17 protein-coding genes and 1 pseudogene are annotated in these 20,620 nt (G+C 58.5%); 9 read left to right on the top strand and 9 right to left on the bottom strand.

Going from position 1 to position 20,620, the window contains the following annotated elements:
• Nucleotides 1–241: 241 nt before the first annotated feature.
• From R0V12_RS11275 to ilvD, 3 genes are read left to right on the top strand one after another with little or no spacing between them, the layout of a single operon-like run.
• The gene (locus R0V12_RS11275) at nucleotides 242–1,675 is read left to right on the top strand and encodes a mechanosensitive ion channel family protein (protein WP_320072635.1); all 1,434 of its coding nucleotides are present in this window, start codon (nucleotides 242–244) and stop codon (nucleotides 1,673–1,675) included.
• Between the two features lie 23 nt (nucleotides 1,676–1,698).
• Nucleotides 1,699–2,226 (top strand): PH domain-containing protein, encoded by a 528-nt coding sequence (locus tag R0V12_RS11270; protein WP_284817985.1) that lies wholly within the window; start codon nucleotides 1,699–1,701, stop codon nucleotides 2,224–2,226.
• A gap of 3 nt (nucleotides 2,227–2,229) precedes the next feature.
• Entirely contained in the window at nucleotides 2,230–4,068 is a 1,839-nt protein-coding gene (gene ilvD / locus R0V12_RS11265) for a dihydroxy-acid dehydratase (protein ID WP_320072634.1), read from the top strand.
• A gap of 13 nt (nucleotides 4,069–4,081) precedes the next feature.
• On the opposite strand, the gene R0V12_RS11260 is transcribed toward ilvD, so the two are convergent.
• Nucleotides 4,082–4,897 carry a DoxX family protein gene (locus tag R0V12_RS11260; protein WP_320072633.1) on the bottom strand — a complete coding sequence of 272 codons (816 nt, stop codon included), beginning with the start codon at nucleotides 4,895–4,897 and terminating at the stop codon, nucleotides 4,082–4,084.
• 165 nt (nucleotides 4,898–5,062) lie between these two features.
• On the opposite strand from R0V12_RS11260, the gene R0V12_RS11255 reads away from it, so the two are divergent.
• Complete coding sequence (locus R0V12_RS11255) at nucleotides 5,063–5,524, top strand: MarR family winged helix-turn-helix transcriptional regulator (RefSeq protein ID WP_070362584.1); 462 nt, start codon at nucleotides 5,063–5,065, stop codon at nucleotides 5,522–5,524.
• Nucleotides 5,525–5,873: 349 nt separating this feature from the next.
• The gene (locus tag R0V12_RS11250; RefSeq protein ID WP_256022146.1) at nucleotides 5,874–7,307 is read left to right on the top strand and encodes a YkvI family membrane protein; all 1,434 of its coding nucleotides are present in this window, start codon (nucleotides 5,874–5,876) and stop codon (nucleotides 7,305–7,307) included.
• Between the two features lie 77 nt (nucleotides 7,308–7,384).
• On the opposite strand, the gene gatB is transcribed toward R0V12_RS11250, so the two are convergent.
• The 5 genes and pseudogenes from gatB to gatC all read right to left on the bottom strand — a co-directional run bounded on the left by gatB (nucleotide 7,385) and on the right by gatC (nucleotide 13,017).
• Nucleotides 7,385–8,884, bottom strand: coding sequence for an Asp-tRNA(Asn)/Glu-tRNA(Gln) amidotransferase subunit GatB (gene gatB / locus R0V12_RS11245; protein WP_252931504.1), 1,500 nt, complete (start codon nucleotides 8,882–8,884; stop codon nucleotides 7,385–7,387).
• A 22-nt stretch (nucleotides 8,885–8,906) separates the two neighbouring features.
• Complete coding sequence (locus R0V12_RS11240) at nucleotides 8,907–9,911, bottom strand: bile acid:sodium symporter family protein (protein ID WP_256022144.1); 1,005 nt, start codon at nucleotides 9,909–9,911, stop codon at nucleotides 8,907–8,909.
• 90 nt (nucleotides 9,912–10,001) lie between these two features.
• On the bottom strand, nucleotides 10,002–11,033 hold the full coding sequence (locus R0V12_RS11235) for a 6-phosphofructokinase (protein ID WP_256022142.1): 1,032 nt from the start codon (nucleotides 11,031–11,033) through the stop codon (nucleotides 10,002–10,004).
• A 199-nt stretch (nucleotides 11,034–11,232) separates the two neighbouring features.
• Complete coding sequence (gene gatA / locus R0V12_RS11230; protein WP_070362589.1) at nucleotides 11,233–12,714, bottom strand: Asp-tRNA(Asn)/Glu-tRNA(Gln) amidotransferase subunit GatA; 1,482 nt, start codon at nucleotides 12,712–12,714, stop codon at nucleotides 11,233–11,235.
• A 2-nt stretch (nucleotides 12,715–12,716) separates the two neighbouring features.
• Nucleotides 12,717–13,017: pseudogene (gene gatC / locus R0V12_RS11225) on the bottom strand (Asp-tRNA(Asn)/Glu-tRNA(Gln) amidotransferase subunit GatC).
• A gap of 189 nt (nucleotides 13,018–13,206) precedes the next feature.
• Between gatC and R0V12_RS11220 the strand changes: the two are divergent.
• Complete coding sequence (locus R0V12_RS11220) at nucleotides 13,207–13,872, top strand: ACT domain-containing protein (protein WP_070362591.1); 666 nt, start codon at nucleotides 13,207–13,209, stop codon at nucleotides 13,870–13,872.
• Here the strand turns inward: R0V12_RS11220 and ligA are convergent.
• Nucleotides 13,869–15,917 carry an NAD-dependent DNA ligase LigA gene (gene ligA / locus R0V12_RS11215; RefSeq protein WP_070362592.1) on the bottom strand — a complete coding sequence of 683 codons (2,049 nt, stop codon included), beginning with the start codon at nucleotides 15,915–15,917 and terminating at the stop codon, nucleotides 13,869–13,871. The genes R0V12_RS11220 and ligA overlap by 4 nt on opposite strands.
• A 50-nt stretch (nucleotides 15,918–15,967) precedes the next feature.
• On the opposite strand from ligA, the gene R0V12_RS11210 reads away from it, so the two are divergent.
• The gene (locus tag R0V12_RS11210) at nucleotides 15,968–16,651 is read left to right on the top strand and encodes a 3'-5' exonuclease (RefSeq protein ID WP_070363535.1); all 684 of its coding nucleotides are present in this window, start codon (nucleotides 15,968–15,970) and stop codon (nucleotides 16,649–16,651) included.
• Here R0V12_RS11210 and R0V12_RS11205 read toward each other — a convergent pair.
• Nucleotides 16,648–17,493 carry a uroporphyrinogen decarboxylase/cobalamine-independent methonine synthase family protein gene (locus R0V12_RS11205; RefSeq protein ID WP_070362593.1) on the bottom strand — a complete coding sequence of 282 codons (846 nt, stop codon included), beginning with the start codon at nucleotides 17,491–17,493 and terminating at the stop codon, nucleotides 16,648–16,650. The two genes, R0V12_RS11210 and R0V12_RS11205, sit on opposite strands and share 4 nt — an antisense overlap.
• Entirely contained in the window at nucleotides 17,490–18,581 is a 1,092-nt protein-coding gene (gene mnmA / locus R0V12_RS11200; RefSeq protein ID WP_256060357.1) for a tRNA 2-thiouridine(34) synthase MnmA, read from the bottom strand. Before mnmA ends, R0V12_RS11205 begins: the two co-directional genes overlap by 4 nt.
• Before the next feature lie 94 nt (nucleotides 18,582–18,675).
• Between mnmA and R0V12_RS11195 the strand changes: the two genes are divergently transcribed.
• Nucleotides 18,676–19,863, top strand: coding sequence for a sensor histidine kinase (locus R0V12_RS11195; RefSeq protein ID WP_320072631.1), 1,188 nt, complete (start codon nucleotides 18,676–18,678; stop codon nucleotides 19,861–19,863).
• Complete coding sequence (locus tag R0V12_RS11190) at nucleotides 19,860–20,564, top strand: response regulator (protein ID WP_070362596.1); 705 nt, start codon at nucleotides 19,860–19,862, stop codon at nucleotides 20,562–20,564. The genes R0V12_RS11195 and R0V12_RS11190 overlap by 4 nt, the downstream gene beginning before the upstream one ends.
• The last annotated feature ends 56 nt before the right edge of the window (nucleotides 20,565–20,620 follow it).

The following is a 20,620-nucleotide window of genomic DNA, read 5'->3' as shown; positions in this document are numbered from 1 at the left end:
GATGTCGAGCTCCTTAGTGTTTCAATTAACAGCAAATATCGAATCAGATCTAAAACAAAAGCCCCCGACCAAGCCGTGTGGCTGTCGAGGGCGCTTGAGTTCGCGACTGACTAGGCAAGCAGTCCGCTACGGCAAGCGCCGGTGCGGAATAAGAATGACTAGTACACGCGAAATGATCATGCGTTGAATCATACACATTCCACAGGGAAATGTGAGGGATTCGGATTAATATTCAAAAACTATGCCGTTGTCATACATAGCCGAACAGATCTGGCGCTGGTTCGCCGAGACTGGCATCAATCTCGCGCTCCTGCTCACCCTCGCATTTTTAGTACCACGAGCAGGGCGTTTCCTGAACCGTCACGCTGAGCGGCAGGTCAAAGAGTCTGGTGAGACGGACGAATCGAAGGGCCGCCTAGCAATCGTGGGCGTCGGGGTATACATCGCCCAGATGGTTGCCTACTTCTTGATTTTCGTCTTTGCACTGCAACAACTCGGCTTTTCACTCGCCGGTGCCGCTATCCCCGCAACGGTTGTATCGGCAGCCATCGGTTTTGGCGCACAGAACATCATCGCGGATTTCCTGGCGGGTTTCTTCATCCTCAGCGAAAAGCAGTTTGGTGTGGGCGACTACGTCGCATTTCAGGGCAACGGGATTGATGTCTCCGGTGAGGTCATTCAGATTACAATGCGCGCAACTCAAATCCGCACCATCGAGCAATCGACCATCTCTATTCCGAACTCGACGGCACGCATATGCATCAACCAATCCAACTACTGGTCCAGCGCGGTCGTCGTCATTCCTGTCCCACTGCTCGGTTCAACGTCTGCGGAAGAAGCGTTGAAGAGGACCCTCGCCGCGGCGCAGCGTGCGATTGCGCAACCCGACATTGCCGACGCCACCATCGACGAGGTCGAAGTACAACCCGCAGTAGCGGTGAACGCCCCCGCAACTGTCGGAAGCTCATGGACCGTGGATATGCGCGTGATGGTTCGCACTCAACCATTGATGCAGTGGAAGGTGGAGCGCGCAATCCGCATGGCGATCCTCGACGAGTTTTGGAACGAGTACGGCGCGGCAACAACATTCGAGGGCGCACTGGTGCAAGGTTTGGAACAACCGACCAGGCACTTTGATGTCCAAACGCCCACAGAGCGTATTTCAGAGTCCTTTCCTCAGACGCAGAAGCTGCCGGCGACAGACCCAGTGGCCCAAGATCCGGCAGCAGTTGATGACTTGACGCTTACTGATGACGACGCACCTGAACCGAAGCGCGTATTCCGCGGAATTATGCGTATGTCCACAGCGTTCCTCCTCGCGGGGTTCGCCATTTTGCTCATTGTCCGCGGCCTCATGTTGCAACCCGCGGAGGAAAGCAACGCAAATTCCGGTGTTTGGGCGCCACCTGCCCGGCCGGTTGCATCCACGAGCGCCCCCATGCCTGCCACCCAAGAAGAGATCCCCACGTCCGACGTCACCACTACTATTCCAACAGCCACGCCAACCACCGAAGCAACCACGCCTTCATCCACAACGACCGAGTCGGAATCATCTGATTGGACGTCCGAAACATCCACATACGAACGACCGGAACCGGCAGCCACGCCAGCTACTCAGGAAGAGACGGCGACGGACGAAGTGGACGTCGATAAGGAGCAACTCCCGCAGCCGTAACAAGATTGGCTAGCATAACTTGCATGACTGACTCGCCCACCACCTTTCGCCCTAGCAAACAACACGTCATTGCGGTTGTCCTCATGACAGGCATCGCGTTGATCGGAATTTCCTGGGCTCCGCTCATTCTTGGCTGGCTGCTGCTCATTCCGCTCGCGTGGTTGCTCTGGATCTTCACCGCCTCCACCACGATCAGCGAACGTGGCATTGCTCTGCGGTACATGGTGAAGCCAAACGTGACCATCGCCTGGCCTGACCTGGCGGGAATTGCATTTCAGGGTGCGAAGGCGAAGGCCACAACTCTTGACGGGGCATCGCACACCATGCCCGGCGTGACCTTTAATATGCTACCGGAACTTGCAGAAGCTTCCCGGGGCCGAATCACGGACGTCATCACGCAGGCGCAGGAAGCCGCCGACGGAAAATATGAAATCATCAACAAAGACGGCAATAAAGTATTAATGTCGCGAGAAGCCTACGACGAATACGTCAAGGCACACCCTGATCTGCCCGGGCCACGGCCCGAGCCCGCGCCACGTACAAAGGAGTAAGCCGTGATCCCTCTCCGCTCACGAGTCACAACCATTGGCCGCCAAGCTGCAGGCGCACGTGCACTATGGCGAGCAACCGGTACAGAAGAAAATGAGTTCGGCAAGCCGATTGTTGCCATCGTCAACTCATACACGCAGTTCGTTCCTGGCCACGTGCACCTCAAAGAGGTAGGGGAAATTGTTGCGGAAGCTGTACGCGCCGCCGGCGGTGTGCCGAAAGAATTCAACACCATCGCCGTCGACGACGGTATCGCCATGGGCCATTCCGGCATGCTCTACTCCCTGCCCAGCCGCGAGATCATCGCGGATTCGGTGGAGTACATGGTCAACGCCCACACCGTCGACGCAATGGTATGCATCTCCAACTGTGACAAGATCACACCGGGCATGCTGAATGCTTCACTGCGGCTTAACATCCCTACGGTTTTCGTCTCCGGCGGCCCGATGGAATCAGGCAAGCCAATTAACGTTGGTGGCGTCGAAAAGCCAGCCTCCGACCTTGTTGACGCCATCGCGCTTTCCGCAAACGATGCTGTCTCCGATAACGAACTCGATGCCATCGTCGAAGGCGCCTGCCCTACCTGTGGATCGTGCTCCGGCATGTTCACCGCTAACTCCATGAACTGCCTTACCGAAGCGCTCGGCCTTTCACTCCCTGGCAACGGCACCACCCTGGCCACGCACACAGCGCGCCGTGAGCTGTTCGAAAAAGCTGGCGCCACCATCGTTGACCTGTGCAACCGCTACTACGGAGAAGGCGACACCTCAGTATTGCCGCGCGAGATCGCAACCGTGCACGCGTTCCGCAACGCAATGGCCCTCGACATGGCCATGGGTGGATCGACGAACACGATTCTGCACATCCTTGCGGCCGCGCAAGAGGGCGAGGTGAACTTCTCACTCGCGGATATCGACGACCTGTCCCACCACATCCCGTGCCTGTCAAAGGTTGCTCCAAACGGCACAGCCCACGTCGAAGATGTCCACCGCGCCGGAGGCATCCCAGCAATCCTCGGCGAGCTCCACCGCGGCGGACTGCTACACGAGGACGTGCACTCAATTGTCTACGACTCCCTCGACGAGTGGCTCAAGGACTGGGATATCCGTGGCACCGGCGCATGTGAAGAAGCCATCGAACTCTTCCACGCCGCGCCGGGTGGCAAGCGAACCACGCAGGCATGCTCGCAGTCAGCGCGGTGGCCGAGCCTGGATACCGATGCCATCCGTGGCGTGATCCACGATGTCGACCACCCGTTTACTTCTGACGGCGGCTTGGTCGTCCTGCGTGGCAACCTTGCTCCGGACGGCGCGATCCTCAAAACTGCAGGTGTTGAAGAAGGTCTCTGGGAGTTCTCGGGACCGGCGCATGTTGTGGACTCGCAAGAGCAGGCGGTGTTGATGATCTTGGCACACGAAGTACTTGAGGGTGAGGTTGTCGTGATCCGCTACGAAGGACCCGCGGGTGGGCCAGGCATGCAGGAGATGCTTCACCCCACTTCCTTCTTGAAAGGTGCCGGACTGGGCACGAAGTGCGCCCTGATTACCGACGGCCGATTCTCCGGCGGCACGTCAGGACTTTCCATCGGACACATCTCACCCGAGGCTGCCCACGGTGGCCTCATCGGCCTGATCGAAAACGGCGATACCGTTTCGATCTCAGTGTCTCGACGCGAGCTCACCCTCGATGTCGACGAAGACGTCCTGGAAAAGCGCCGTGAAGCAATGGAAGCCTCTGAGCACCCGTGGACACCAAATCGTGTCCGCGAAGTGTCGAAGGCTCTCAAGGTGTACGCAAAGATGGCAACATCCGCCGACAAGGGCGCCGTCCGCCAGCTCGACTAGCGGGCAGTCCTGGTTAGGCGAGCGGGTTTACCCCGGCGCCGAACCACCACAGCGCACCAGCTGCGGCTAGCCCAAGGACTGCGAAAATCCAGGAGCTTGCCAGTGGTCGGCGCGCCCACGAGCGGGTCGCGTCGACGCCGTACAGGCCAGGGCCAGCAAACTGCAGCGCGAGCACCACACCGAAAAGCACTGCTGCCAAGACTGTTGCTGGTTCCCACTCGAACACGTTCAGACCAACTCCGCTCACAACAATGCTGTGTAAAACGGCAAAGCCAGTAACTGCGATGCCCACCATCGCTGCAGCTGGCGTCAACAGCCCTAGCAGCAAGAAAACACCTGCGGCGAGCTGCAACGTCGGCAGGATGATAGCCAGGCCGTCGGTAAAAGCGTAGCCCTGCGCAGCAAATTCTGCTTCCAGCCCACCGATACCAGCCGAATCGCCTAGACGGAAGAACACCGCAATCGCTTGCAGGATGAGCGCGAGCCCGATGGTAAGGCGCGCAATCAGCAAGCCAAAGTCGAGCGTACCGCGCTTTGCGTGCTCAACCTTCTCCTCTTCCAGGTCAGAGTCAGCGGCAACATCTGGTTGCGCATAGGTCGTCGGCACCGAATCGAGCGTGTTGTTGGCAACAACCGTTTCGGTCGCCGGTGTGGCATCGAAGCCGCCCGGAGCGTCGGCGTTTGGAAACACCTCAGTGGGAGCAGCCTTCCCCGTCATCGAATAGATTCCCTGAGCCGAGTCGCCTCGAGCCAATCCCTGAAACTCAGGAACGCCTTCGAGTCCACTTACATCCTCGGGTGTAGCATCGCGCAAGTTTTTATCAGTCATGCCTAGCAATCTAGAACAAATCTGCCCGATTACGAGGCTGTACGTCGGCGCGCCACAAAACTTCTTGCACTAAGAGACGCCACCTTCGTTCTAACGTAGCCCCGGAAGCTGGGCCTCTGAACAAAATTAGGTTGAAATCTGTTGTAGTTACTAACATCTCATCACATGCATCGATTCAGTTGGCTTGATGAACACGACACTGAAATTTGGCTCACTATGTGGGCAATGATCTCGTGGATCCCTGCCCGCCTTGACGAAGCACTCAAGGCCAATGAGAGCATGAATCTGTCTGACTACCTTGCACTGGTAGAGATCGCACAAGCTGACGATCAGAAGATCACGATGAGCCAACTCGCGAAGGCAACACAGATGTCTGCATCACGCTTGTCCCATATCGTCGCACGTTTAGAGAGACGTGGGCTCGTGGCGCGAAGCCAAGACTCGACGGACCGCCGCACCAACATCGCCACGCTCACCAAAGACGGCGTCGAATTCATCGTGCGGTCCACGCCCGGTTACCTTCAGAAGCTCCGCGAGCTCGTATTCGATTCCATTACGCCGGAAGAGGCCGACCAACTCAACCGAATCATGAAGAAGATCGTCGCCAAGGCAGGACCAGACCATTAGGGCACGAGCCTAGCCAAGGTAACAGTTCCGTAACGCTTTGGCGTGCATCTCATTCTTTTTGACGCCAGCTTCTCCCTCCACACGTCCCCGCACCTCCCCCGTCTGACCACCTGGCAACTTCTCCCTTATTACCAGGCGGTTTATTCGATAGTCACGACCCACGCCCACCACGGCCGAACGCTTATCAGCGCCACTCCCCAGAGCCTTTAACACTACTGTTCCGTCCGTTTTATGGTGTGCGCTGGAGAAATGCCTTTGATACCATCAACTCCCGTTCGGTGGACGTTGCAATAACGCCACCGCTAAATATTTATATCGATTTCTACATATTCAATAGGGACAAAGTTTTATGCGTAAATCTATCCGTGTGGCGCTCGCGTTCGTGGGGTTGCTCGTCGGAGCTGGCTTCGCATCCGGCCAGGAAGTGATTCAGTACTTCCTCGCGTACGGGTACTGGGGCCTTGTCGGCTCGATTGTTGCTGGCATCATTATCGTCGTCGTTGGCTCGACGCTCTTCCAGTTGGGTTCTTTCTACCTCGCTGACGACCACAGCGCCGTCTTTAAGAACGTATCAAAGCCACTTGTATCGAAATTTATGGACGTCGCCACGATGTTCACCCTTTTTGCGATCGGCTTCGTCATGGTCGCCGGTGCAGGCTCGAACCTTGACCAACAGTTCGGGCTCCCAACTTGGGTGGGCGCGGCCATCATGACCGTCCTGCTTGTCCTTTCGGGGTTCCTGGACGTCGACAAGCTCACGAACGTCATTTCCATCATCACGCCATTTCTTATCGTCGCGGTGATCGTGGCGCTGATGATCACGCTGGTGCACATGCCAGACAACATCAGCCAGATCAACGAGCTCTCCATGCAGAACGCACCTGCTACAGGTGTGGGCAACAACTGGTTGCTCTCTGCAGTCAACTACGCAACGCTTTGCATCATCATGGCTGTTTCGATGATCCTCGTCATTGCGGGCTCGCAGCTCAACCCTCGCGAAGCTGGCATTGGCGGATTGCTTGGCGGGTTCATCTTTGCAACCCTACTGGTCATCCTGAATTTCATCATTTTCATGAACATGGAAGGCGTCTACGGCGCCGACTTCCCACTGCTCATGGTGTTTGACAACATGCACCCAGCGGTCGGCTTCGTCGTCTCGCTGCTGATCTACTTGATGATCTACAACACCGCGGTAGGCATGTTCTACGCCATGGCGCGGCGTCTCGCTCATGGCCGTCAGGAAAAGTTCCGACTGATCTACTTCATCGTGGTCGGCATTGGCTTCGCGCTGTCTTTCATCGGTTTCTCGGCGCTCGTTGGTTGGGTCTACCCTGTCGTTGGCTATCTCGGACTTGTGCTCTCGATCGTCATGATTATTTCCTGGTTCAAGGATCGTGGACGTATCGCGGCAGAGACCAAACGACGTGAGCGCCTCGCAGAGCTCGCAGAAACCGCGCTGGACCCAGCAGAAAGCGAACTGTCCGCGAAGGAGCGCGAAGAGGTCGAAGACCTGGTCACCGAGTCTCACGTTGGTGACACACACCTGTGGCAATCCGTCCAGGAGGAAGTCGCTGCGGATCTCCACGCTGATCCAGAGAATGAGTTCTCGCTCGACGACGCACCGGCACTCGACCCCGACTCCGAGGAGTACGACGGTGCACCTGGTGACGCCGACTCACACGACGACCCAATCGACTGGGAGGCCTACTCAGAGATGTACGAAACTGGCACGTTCCCAGCCGTCACCGACGAGGACGTCAAGAACGCATCGAAGGGCAAATAGATCCGTTTCGTTGCAGTACATGGAAGAGCCCCCGCACCGGTTCGAATCGGCGCGGGGGCTCCTTTATGCGGTGTAGCTTAGGACAGCTTCTTCGCGATCAGCTTGTTCACCTGACCAGGATCAGCCTTGCCCTGCGTTGCCTTCATCACGGCACCGACAATCGCGCCGGTTACCTTCTTGTTGCCGGCTCGGTACTTCTCAACGATGTCCGGGTTGGCAGCCAACGCGTCGTCGACAGCCTTTTCGATAGCGCCATCATCACGCACGACCTCGAGGCCACGAGCAGCGACAACCTCGTCAACATGGCCCTCGCCAGCAATCACGCCGTCGATAGCCTGGCGACCCAGCTTGGTCGTCAGCTTGCCTTCTTTCACCAACTCGACCACACGAGCAACGTCCTTTGGCGTCACTCCAACCGCGTCAAGATCCTTGCCGAGCTCGTTTGCCTTGCTCTGAATGTACGACACCCACCAAGCACGCGCCTCGTCAGGAGTCGTACCTTCCTCGACTGTATCCACAACCAGATCCAACGCGCCAGCGTTCACCAAATCGCGGAACTCCTTCTCAGGCAACTGCCACTCTTCCTGGATTCGCGCCCGGCGCACCCACGGAAGCTCCGGAAGCGTCTTGCGGATCTCCTCCACCCACTCAGGCTTCGCGATAACTGGGGGCAGGTCTGGGTCGTTGAAGTAGCGGTACTCAGAGGCCTCTTCTTTTGGACGCCCCTTCGACGTCGAGCCATCTTTCTCCTGGTAGTGGCGGGTCTCCTGCACAATCTCTTCGCCGTTGACGAGCGCCTGTGCCTGACGCATCATCTCGAAGCGGACGGCCTGCTCAACCGACTTCAAGGAGTTGATGTTCTTCGTCTCCGTACGGGTACCGAACTTCTCCTGACCAATCGGGCGTAGCGAAACGTTCGCATCACAGCGCATCGACCCCTGGTCCATGCGTGCATCAGAGACACCGAGAGCCTTCACAAGCTCGCGGAGCGCGCCAACGTACGCACGAGCGACCTCGGGAGCACGCTCCCCTGCACCGATAATCGGCTTCGTCACGATCTCAATGAGTGGAACACCAGCGCGGTTACAGTCAACCAACGAGGCCGTCGCACCCGTGATGCGCCCCGAGGCAGACCCGAGGTGCGTCAGCTTACCGGTGTCTTCTTCCATATGCGCGCGCTCAATTTCAACGCGGTACTCAGTACCGTCATCGAGCAGGACATCCAGGTAGCCGTCGTACGCGATCGGCTCGTCGTACTGCGAAATCTGGTAGTTCTTCGGCTGATCCGGGTAAAAGTAGTTCTTACGCGCGAAGCGCGAGCTTTCCGCAATCTTGCAGTTCAGCGCAAGGCCGATCTTGATTGCCCACTCAACGCCCTTTGCATTAACGACGGGCAATGCGCCAGGCAACCCAAGCGACACCGGGTCGACGTTGGTGTTTGGCGCCGCACCGAAGTGGGCTGAAGATGTCGAGAACATCTTGGTCTCGGTTGCTAACTCAACGTGTACCTCCAACCCCATAACCGGGTCGAATTTTTTCAGTACTTCGTCGTAATCCATCAGGTCGTACGCAGTCATAGTGTTCTAGTGTAGTGCTCTCCTAGTTCTCCGTGTCGCTTGGCGCGCCAATAGCACGTTTCCGCTGGTCTACGGAGCGACAGATGAACGCAAATACCGCACCGGAGAGGTTGTGCCATACAGAAAACACTGCCGCTGGAAGTGCCGCGACTGGGTTCATGTACTGTGCGGCAAGTGTGGCGGCTAGGCCGGAGTTCTGCATCCCAACCTCGACAGCCATTGTTCGAGAAGCGGTTTCCGGCTGACGCGTGACCTTTCCAGTCAGGTAGCCCAGCAGGTACCCCAGGATGTTGTGGATTGCTACACACAGCAGCACCAAGAGACCAGCCTCTGCAAGTTTCTCACGGGAGCCCTGCACGACAATCGCCACGATCATCGAGATCGCAATCACAGAGACCCACGGCAGCGCAGGCAAGATGGCGTCAACAAGCTGAGGCAGCACGAGGCGCACGACGAGACCGAGCACGATTGGAACGATGACCATCTTGACGATCGACAGCGCCATTGCTGCTGCACTCACTGGCATGTGCTGATCTGCCAGCCACAGAGTCAACAGCGGCGTCATGATTGGTGCAAGCAGCGTCGATACCGACGTCATAGTGACCGACAAGGCTACGTCACCACGGGAAAGGTAGCTAACGACGTTGGATGACGTCCCGCCTGGTGCGCACCCAACCAAGATCACACCTGCCGCGATTTCAGACGGCAGACCGAGCACCACAGTGATAGCTACTGCAATTGCAGGCATGATGACGAACTGCGCAACCACACCGATGAGTACCGGGAGCGGACGCGAAAAAACGAGACGAAAATCAACTGGACGCAAGGTAAGCCCCATGCCGAACATCACAATGCCCAGGAGCCACGTAGTCCAACCAGAAATTGGGGCGACCGCGCCAGGTGCTGCTGCACCAAGCGCGAAGCCAATCAGTACTAGCACTGGGAAGCCCAGCGTTGCGAGGTATGCAGCGCGGTCCTGGGCAGTCCCGCTAGATGGTTCTCTTTTCTCACCTACCGAAACAGTCATAGGTCAGACTATAGACACACAAAAGGAGCGCCCGCGCCAGTTTCCGCAAAAATCTTTTGCACTGGCGCGGGCGCTCCACCCAAAAATTTCTTATCCAAACATGCTTCGTGCAGTTTTATACCGGTGTTCCGGAACCGTCTTCAGGTGTGCCACCGCGGACTCGAGCGGCACGAGGTCGATATCCTCACCGTGCAGAGCTACACAGGTATCAAAGTTGTCTTCGTGTGCGGCACGGGCTGCGTGCACGCCGTAACGGGTGGCAAGCACTCGGTCATACGCCGTTGGCGTACCACCGCGCTGGATGTGCCCCAGCACCGTAGTTCGGACATCGTAACCAAGGCGGCGCTTAATCTCGTCAGCGATGATCTGCCCCATCCCGTTGAAGGTCTTGTGGCCGAACTCGTCTTCCTCACCGAGGCCTGCATCCATCGTGCCCTCTTTCGGGATAGCGCCTTCGGCGACAACGATGATGCCGTACTTCTCTCCCATCTGGAAGCGGCGCTCCATTGCCTTGCAAATATCTGCAATGTCGAATGGGTCCTCAGGGATGACCGTGTAGTGTGCACCACCTGCCATACCGGCATGGAGTGCAATCCAGCCGACGTGGCGGCCCATCACTTCGACGATCAAGATGCGGTTGTGTGATTCCGCAGTCGTATGCAGGCGGTCAATCGCGTCGGTAGCAACCGATACTGCGGTGTCAAAGCCGAACGTGTAGTCAGTTGCGGCAACGTCGTTGTCAATGGTCTTTGGAACGCCGACAACCGGAATGCCATTATCGGACAACCACTTGGCACCTTTGAGGGTACCTTCGCCGCCAATGGCGATCAGGGCGTCGATACCGGCGTCATCCATATTCGCCTTAATAGTGTCGATACCGGCTTTGAACTTGTCGGGGTGCAAACGGCCGGTCCCCAGGATGGTGCCGCCGCGCAGCAAAATCGAATCGATAAACGCATCGTCGTACAGGTCAATCCTGCGGTCTTCCATCAGCCCGACCCAGCCATCGAGGTACCCGACAACTGTCGAGCCATATTCCGCGCTGGCAGTTCGGACGATTCCGCGAATGACGGCGTTCAGCCCTGGGCAGTCGCCGCCGGAGGTAAGAGTGGCAAGTCGCATACACACAACCCTAGCGCTTTCAAGGCAAAAGGGCTTATTCCGCATGCCCAAAAATCAAATTACCCCTGGTCACAGGCATCAAATTGATGCTCCCATTCACACACAAATCCACGACATAGACGATTAAGGTGTTATCAAAATGAAAACGACCCCGCGGCAGTAACCTGCGGGGTCGTGGTGGATATGCCAGATAAGAATGCTAGCGTCCAGCCTCAAACGCCGCACCAACACGGTACAGGCGCTCATCTTCAAAAGCAGGAGCAATAATCTGCAGGCCAACAGGAAGACCAGTATCGCTTGCCGTCCCCGCAGGTACGCTCATGCCCGGGAGGCCTGCCAGGTTCAACGGCAAGGTGAAGAGGTCAAAGTTGTACATTGCCAACGGATCGTCGACTTTCTCCCCGATCTTGAACGCAGTCTGAGGAACGGCAGGGCCAGCGATGACATCCACCTTCTCAAACGCCCGACGGAAATCCTGCGCGATGAGGGTGCGCACACGCTGCGCCTGCAGGTAGTAGGCGTCGTAGTAACCAACAGACAACGCATACGTGCCGAGGATGATGCGACGCTTCACCTCCGGACCAAAGCCGTCACCACGGGACGACGCCATAACCTCTTCCGCAGAGTGCTTGCCGTCGTCACCCGTGCGCAGGCCATAGCGCATACCGTCAAAACGCGCGAGGTTCGACGAAACCTCGGACATCTGGATGATGTAGTACGCGCCCATGACGTCGTCGAAGCTCGGGCAGTCCACTTCGACGATCTCTGCGCCCTGACGTTCGAACTGTGCAAAGGCGGCGTCGATACGCTCAGTGACGCCTGGCTGGGTACCTGGGCGCGAGAACTGCTTCACGCGTCCGATCTTCACGCCAGACAGATCGCCCGAAGCGCCCTGTTCAGCGGCAGCTGCGAGCTCCTGTACCGGAGTGTCAACGCTTGTGGCGTCGAACTCGTCGTGGCCGCCAATAATCTCGTGCAGCAACGCCGTGTCGAGGACGTTGTTCGCACACGGTCCAACCTGATCCAGCGACGACGCACAAGCGATCACACCGTAGCGGGAAACACCGCCGTACGTCGGCTTCACACCGACGGTGCCTGTCAGCGATGCCGGCTGACGAATAGAGCCACCGGTATCAGTGCCAATACCAATTGGTGCCTGGCCAGAGGCAAGTGCAGCAGCGGTACCACCGCCAGATCCACCCGGAACACGCTCGAGGTCATGCGGGTTACGGGTGACCTGATAGGCGGAGTTCTCAGTGGAGGAACCCATCGCAAACTCGTCGAGGTTCGTCTTGCCCAGAATTGGGATACCGGCCTCGCGCAACTTGCGGACTACCGTAGCATCGTACGGGCTGCGGTATCCCTCAAGCATCTTCGATGCAGCGGTGGTCGGAGCATCCGTCGTCACCAGCAAATCCTTCAGTGCCAGAGGTACACCAGCCAGCTTTGAAGCCGGTGGCTTACCAGCAGCGACCTGGGCATCCACCTCGTCTGCCGCAGCGAGAGCCTCCTCGGCGCCGACATGTAGGAATGCCCCGAGCTCGTTATCAGTCTCCGCAATGCGGTCCAGGAATGCCTGGGTAACCTCGCGCGACGTCAGCTCGCCGGATTGGATTTTCTGTGCAAGCACGTGAGCTGGAAGCGACACAATGCCTTCAGATGGAAGCGTGTACTCAGTCATGCCTACTCACTTTCTCCAAGGATCTTGTGGAACTACGAAGCGCTCTTCATCAACTTCAGGGGCCTGGTCAAGGGCCTGCGCCTGCGTCAACGTCTTCTTCTCGACGTCCGGCCTCATGCCAGCGTCAATCGAGTGGGGGTGGCTCATCGGCTCCACCCCATCAGTGTCGACCTGTTGCACCTTCGAAACAGCGTCAACAATGGTGTCGAGCTGCTGGGCGATCTGGTCAAGCTCATCCTCCTGCAACGCAATTCGCGCGAGGCGTGCGATGCGGGAGACCTCATCGCGTGAAATCTCAGCCAATGTGAAGTCCAATCTTTACCGTAGGTTAGCCACTAAAACGTGTTCATTCTACGTTATCCCCAGAACCCGCATCGCACTAGGCAACACCACACCATCGCCCCATCCCTTTTCGCCTCATTTTTACAATTGCATGCATATATTCATGTAATTGGCAGCATGCTGTCCGTATGCAGTGCTATAAAAGAGCCTATGTCTTACCTCGTACGAGTGACCTTGCCCGACCTACCCGGCAGTCTTGGCGAACTCGCGGAAGCCTTCGGCGTAATCGACGCAAATATTCAGTCCGTCGACATCGTCGAGACTGATCCAAGCGGTACCGTCACTGACGACATTGTTGTCAGCTTGCCCACCGGAACGATGGTCGACGCACTCATTACAGCAGCTTCAGCCATCGACGGCGTTGAAGTTGATTCGATCCGCCCGTTCACTGGGCGCGTTGACCGCAGTGGGCACATCCGGATGCTGGCGAAAATCGCCGAGCTTGCAAACAATCCGAAGCAGGCACTCGACGAGTTAACCGTGATGATCCCCCAGGCAATGACCTCTTCCTGGGCCGTGGTGCTGAAGCACACCCCCGAAGGACTCGACCGCCTGTGCGCCTCCCAGGCTGCACCAGAAGATGACCAATCCCACCCAATCATGCCACCGCTCGAGCATGCGCGGGTGCTCGTTCCGGACAACGACGCGTGGACACCAGAGTCGTGGTGGCAACTCGATACCGCGCTTGCCATCACTCCCCTCGGCGCCTCCGAGTACATTCTCGTTGTCGGTCGCATCGGCGGCCCTGATTTCCTTGCATCAGAGGTAGCTCAGATCGGAGACTTGGGAACCATCATCGGTTCGATAATTTCCTAGTCTTCAACTCCTTCTGGCCCCTGTTCGAGCAGGCGCGTGAACTCTTCCTCGTTGAGAATCCTGAGGCCGAGCTCACGCGCCTTTTGCTCTTTTGAACCGGCATTTTCGCCGACGACCACAAAGTCCGTCTTCTTTGACACAGACCCCGATGCCTTACCACCACGCGACACGATCGCCTCTTTCGCGCCATCACGCGTGTATTCCTCGAGCGTGCCCGTCACCACCACGGTGATCCCCTCAAGGGTTTGCGGAGCAACGTCGGCGGCATCAACTTCCATCGTCACGCCAGCAGCTGTCCACTTTTCGACGATCTCACGGTGCCAGTCAACGCGGAACCACTCTTGGAACGATTCCGCAATGATGGCGCCTACTCCGTCTGTTTGCGCAAGGTCCTCCAGTGGGGCGTCGACAAGCGCTTCCATGTTGCCGTAACGGGAGGCGAGCGCACGAGCTGCGGTCGGACCGACGTGTCGAATCGAAAGCGCGACGAGGACTCTCCAGAAATCGGCATTTTTCGCAGTGTCGAGGTTCTCCAGTAGCTTGCGGCCAGAGGCATTTACCGCACCTTTCTTCGTGGTGTAGACCTGTGACTTCTTGAGGTCTTCCTCTGTGAGATCAAACAGGTCGCCCTCGTCTTGGATCACACCAGTGTCAATCATGTCCTGCGCGCCCTTTTCGCCCAGCGCCTCAATGTCAAAGGCGCCGCGACTGGCGAGGTACTTCAGACGTTGCGCCAGCTGGGCCGGGCATGAACGCGTATTCGGGCAGCGCCAGTCCGCATCCCCTTCCTTCGCAGGCGCCAACGTTGCCCCGCAACTTGGGCACTCCGCGGGGAACACGAACTCCCGCTCCTCTCCAGTGCGAAGATCTGCGACGGGACCCAACACCTCAGGGATAATCTCGCCAGCTTTACGCACTACGACCGTGTCACCAATGAGGACGCCCTTGCGGCGGACCTCGGTCGGATTGTGCAACGTCGCCATGGCGACAGTCGTACCAGACACGAAAACCGGCTCCATTACCGCGTACGGTGTTACTCGGCCAGTTCGCCCAACGGAAACCTCAATATCGAGCAGTTTCGTCGTGACCTCCTCCGGCGGGTACTTGTACGCGATCGCCCACCGTGGCGCCCGCGACGTCGCTCCTAGTTGGCGCTGTTCCTCAACCGCATCGACTTTTACAACGAGCCCATCCATCTCGTGGATCGCGTCGTGGCGGTGCTGTTCCCAATAGCGAACGGCATCCACCACCGCATCAGCAGTTGCTGCGCGCTTTGTGTATTCAGACACTGGCAGCCCCCAGGCTGCCATCTGCTCGTAGGCTTCGTGCTGGGTCTTCGGGGCAAACCCCTCGCGCGCACCGATGCCGTGGCAAATCATCCGCAGTTTGCGCTTTTTCACATCCTCGGGATCCTTTTGACGCAAGCCTCCGGCAGCCGCGTTGCGCGGATTCGCGAACGGTTTCCCGCCCTCTTCGATGCGAGCAGCGTTGAGATCTGGGAAGTCCTCGGGCCGGATAAAAACTTCCCCTCGCACCTCGACTAGCGCCGGGGCATCGCCCTGCAGCTGGTGCGGAATATCTTCAATGACCTTTGCATTGGCCGTAATGTCCTCGCCCACGCGCCCGTCACCACGCGTAGCAGCGCGAACCAGCTCGCCGTTTTCATACACGAGGTCGATCGAAAGCCCGTCGATCTTGAGCTCTGTCAGATACGGGCCCGGCGCCTTTGCCAGCCAGTCTCGTAGCTCTGCCTCCGAGAAAACATTATCTAGGCTCATCATCCGCTCGAGGTGCTCGACATCGTCGAACGCACCGCCGGTCGGCGCACCGACCTGCATCGTCGGTGAGTCCGGAACAGCGAGCTCGGGGTGCTCTTCCTCAAGTCGCACCAAGCGCTGGAAAAGCTCATCAAACTCGGCGTCACTAATAACGGGTTGGCTGTTGTAGTACAGATCCCGATGGTGACGAACTTGGCTGGCAATCTCATCCCAGAGTCGACGCACATCGACGTCATTAGCAGGCAATTCGTTCACATTTTCGTTCATAACGTGCAAGTCTAGCGTCTCTGTCCGACACGGTTAGTAAGGTAATGTGCATGGCTTTCTTCGACGCATCCCGCATGATGTCCTTCGACCTCGAGACGACTTCTGTGAACCCACGCACTGCTCGTATTGTGACGTCCTCCCTTGTCACGATCGACGGTGCGCAGGCGAACGCGCACGAGGCGCTCGCGGACCCAGGGGTTGAGATCCCCGCAGAGGCTGCCGCGGTCCACGGCATCACCACGGAGTACGCCCGCGCGCACGGCCGCCCGCACGATGAGGTCTTGCAAGAAACAGTTGACATGATTAAGCGCGGTTGGGAGGACGGCCTCACTCTCATCGTTTTTAACGCGCCGTATGACCTTTCTGTGCTGCGACAGCTCACCGGAGACTTCACTGTAACCGGCCCGGTTTTCGACCCTCTCGTCATCGACCGGGCGAAGGACCGCTACAGGAAGGGGAAACGCAACCTCGGCGCTCTGTGCGAGCTGTACGGAGTGAAGCTCGACAACGCTCACGATGCGACGGCTGATGCGACCGCCGCTGCGCGCCTTGCGTGGAAGCAGGTCCGCTCCACCTACCCTGAACTCGCCCAGATGAGCACGGACGAGTTGATGGAGTTTCAGGCCGTGGAGTACTACAAACTCCAAACAGAGTTGCGGGAGTTCTTCGAGTCGAAGGGGCGTGATGTCTCAAACCTCACGACGTCGTGGCCGATGATCGGGGATGCGAGTTAGCGCAGCCCTTCCGCCATTTCAGCGGCTTCACGGTAGTTCGCAGCGGCCTGTTTCAACGTATCCGCGGGTCGTGCCCACACGTCGAAGCTGCAGGCCTCAGGGTCGGTTTGGAGTTCGTCGAGCACGTTCCACACATCCCTTGGCCGCATGGGTGCAAGCGCGAAGCGGCTGCCGCGATCGAGCAGTTGCGCAAAGCGGTCTTTTTCGGCGGTTGATTGTAGGTCCGCAAGGTCTACGGTCTGCCAAGGGACGTTGATCATCATTGGCGCGTGGAGTAGGTACTTACCAAAGCCTGCGAGGCGCTCCTCCGGTTCTGGGTATGCCGGGATGCGTTCGGCATCAGTCGCACCACGCAGTGAGCCTCTCATCACGGCGTCGAGGCTTGGCTCGTCGATTTGCAGCACTGTCGGAGCTAATCGACGCCCCACATCTTCTCGATGATCGTCAATAGCCTGTGCAAGCGCCTCGGTCACATCCCGCAGCGCACCAGTGTCCGTGATCATGCGGTGTCCATTGCGCATCTCAATTTCTGCTGCAAGTGTCCAAGGACCGACAACCTGGACTTTGATCGCATCGAGCTTGCCGGCCCACAGCGATTCCAGGACATCCAGGTCGCGATCCATCTGGTCACGCACCGCCCGGTGCTGGGTGCCAACGCGCCATCCGCGCGGGCCGCGGTCGATGGGAATGTCGAGCAGCGCGGCCGTTCGCCCAATCAGGTCACTCCCGATCCCACGCTCTGGCAGCTGTGGAATGTGTGGCAGCGGTGATTCTGAAAGCACAACGTCCGCGGCAGTGACGAGGTCTGTGCCGGGCAACTCCCCGAGGCCGAACGCCGTCATGGTTGCACGCTCGAAGTCCCACAAATCGTGCCGGACCCCAGCACCACGTCACCGCGCCCGTCCGGGTCAGGCAAGTACAACACGGCAGCCTGCCCTCGCGCGACTCCCTCCAGGGGCGTCTCCAACTCGAGATGCATGCTGTCGCCCTCAACGCGTGCGTGGCAGGCGACGACCCCGCCGTGCGCACGGATCTGTACATTGGCCGCGAACTCACCTTGCATCGCCGGATGCAATACTTTCAGGCGGTCTGCGTCGATCTGCCAGACTTTGAGCGCCTCGCGGGGGCCGACAGTAACCGTGCCCGTGGTGGCGTCGACATCGGTGACGTAGCGCGGCTTTCCGTCCTGGGCTGGCACGCGAAGGTTGAGTCCACGGCGCTGTCCGATGGTGTACTGGAACGCGCCGTCGTGCTCTTTGAGCTCGGTGCCGTCCTGATCGCGCACGATTCCTGGGCGCATACCGATGGACCTACCCAAAAATGCCTGGGTGTTGCCGTCCGGGATAAAGCAAATATCGTAGGAGTCCGGCTTCTGCGCGGTAGCGAACCCGAACGCTGCCGCCTCCTCACGAATCTGAGGTTTTTCCGTATCGCCGACTGGGAAGATGCACTTGTCAAGCTCATCACGCGTCAGCACTCCCAACACATAAGACTGGTCTTTCAGCGGGTCCACCGAGCGCCGCAGGTTCCCGTCTTCGTCGATAGTTGCGTAATGCCCGGTTGCAATGGCGTCGAAACCAAGTGCAATTGCGCGTTCGAGCAGGGCCGCAAACTTGATTTTCTCGTTGCATCGCAGGCATGGATTCGGGGTCTCACCATGCTCGTACGACCACACGAAATTATCAATAACCTCGGCTTTAAAGCGATCGGAAAAGTCCCACACATAAAATGGAATCCCGAGTTTGTCGCACACACGTCGAGCGTCCGCAGAATCCTCCAGCGAGCAACACCCGCGTGCCGACTCTCTGGTGGCCTGCGGGTCCTGTGAGAGCGCCAGATGCACTCCCACAACGTCGTGGCCAGCCTGGACAAGGCGTGCTGCGGCCACCGAGCTGTCCACGCCTCCACTCATCGCCACTAAAACTCGCATGTGGCGGAAGTGTACCCGCGAGTAGAAGGAGAAGGAAAGCGCCCGGCGAATCATACCGTGGCATGACGACAGCCCTGCGCAGGTCGATTAGGTTATGGATATGCCTCCCTTTACTGCCCGCATGCCGATCCGCATGCGTGACGCAAGCATCGCTTTTGTCCTCGGCGTGTGTGCTTCGCTTGGTGTCCTGAGTGCCACGAGATCTGCATGGGCGGTCGTACCTCTCCTGCTGTGGGCTATCGTCGCCCCTTTTTCCCGCTGGCGATGGCCAACTGCAACTGTGCTCACCGCATTCGTCCTATTGGGGATGCGTGCATTCAGCACGAACCTCACGGTAGCGGTGATTGTCGTTGGGGTCTTCACTGCCTACATCATCCGTCGCAATGTTCGCCCAGTTCTTCGCGACTTCGCTGCCATTGCGCTCGTTACAGGAGACCTCGTGGCACTCTCACTCGTATCGCCCGTGCCTCGGAGCATGCCCTTTGAGCAGCAGCTTCCCTACCTCGCGTGGAGCGCCACGTTGCTAGTGGCGGCTGGACTCTTCGGCGAGCTACGCAGGCGGACCGAAGAAGCCGCAACCCGCGAGCTCGAGCAGGCGCTGCGGCAGCAACGGATCGAGCTTCAACAGGCTATGTCTGAGCAACGCGCGTTCCTTGCCCGCGAGATCCACGACGTGGTTACCCATTCGCTCACTGTGATTGTTGCGCAGGCCGATGGCGGACGCTACGGCGGGGACTGCGACAAAGCCCTTCGAGTAATCGGAGAGGTCGGACGGGAATCCCTGGCGCAAATGCGCGAAGTGGTCGCGCTACTTCGTGCGCCCGAGTCGCGGTCGGTGGAACCTTCACCAGTGTCTCTAGATTTCGAAGAGCTGGTTCGTACGAGTCGACTCGGCGGCCTGGATATCACTTACTCGCAAACGGGATCTGCACCAGAGCAGCTACCACTTGCTACGTCCCTTGCGGCCAGACGCGTGGTCCAGGAGGCTCTCACGAATGCGCTCAAACACGGCGACGGCGCTGCTTTGCTTGATGTGACGTGGGAGGAAAAACAAGTGGTAATCCGTGTGAACAATGGATTCGATGGCACTGCAGCAAGCCTTGTCAATGGCCACGGCTTGCGTGGGATGCGGGAGCGCGCCGCTCTTATCGGGGCAACTTTGCAGGCAGGCCCCACCCCCACCAACAACGGGCGTGCAGAGTGGGTCACGCAAGTGCGAATCCCCTACGTTGAGCAAGGTCTCGCCGGAGTGATACACCCCGACACGCTGGAGCATGCATGAGCACAATTCGCTTAGGGATCGTCGACGACCAGGCACTCTTCCTCCACGGTATCCAGCTCGTCATCGACTCCCAGACAGATTTGGGCGTCGATTGGCTGGCCTCGAACGGCGCTGAGGCACTCGAGCAACAGGCATCCCACCCGGTCGATGTAGTGCTGATGGATGTGCAAATGCCCATCCTCGACGGCATTGCCGCGACAGCCGAGTACGCCAGCCGTTTCCCGCAAACCAAGGTCATTATCCTCACCACGTTCGATGACGAGGATTACGTCGTGGACGCACTGCGGGCCGGCGCCAGTGGGTTCTTGCTCAAGGACACACAACCCGAGGAACTTCTCGACGCCATCCGTACCGTCGCTGCTGGCGATGCCGTCATCTCTCCGCGCGCCACCAAACGCATCATTGCTCGGATCTCTCACAGCACGCGCCAAGCCGCACACGCCGACGAGGAGCTTTCAATTTCTGCGACTGACCGCATGGCGCTTGGCGAGCTCACTGCCCGCGAGCGCGAAGTACTCATCGCAATCGGTCGCGGCTGGTCAAACTCGGAGATCTCTGAGCGCATGTTCATTTCCATGCCAACGGTGAAGACGCATGTCGGGAGGATCTTGTCCAAGACCCAGTCGCGCGACCGCGTGCATGCGGCGCTCTTCGCCTATCGCACGGGCCTTGTCGATCGTTCCGATCTCCTCGACGGCTAACCACCATCATCCCCCGGTATGACTTGCAAGATCGTACCAAGCTCCGACGCTTTCGG

The sequence above is a fragment of the Corynebacterium sp. UMB2355A genome (genome assembly GCF_033877495.1).
Lineage (GTDB): Bacteria > Actinomycetota > Actinomycetes > Mycobacteriales > Mycobacteriaceae > Corynebacterium > Corynebacterium pseudogenitalium.
This window is presented reverse-complemented; position numbering and strand designations above follow the sequence as displayed.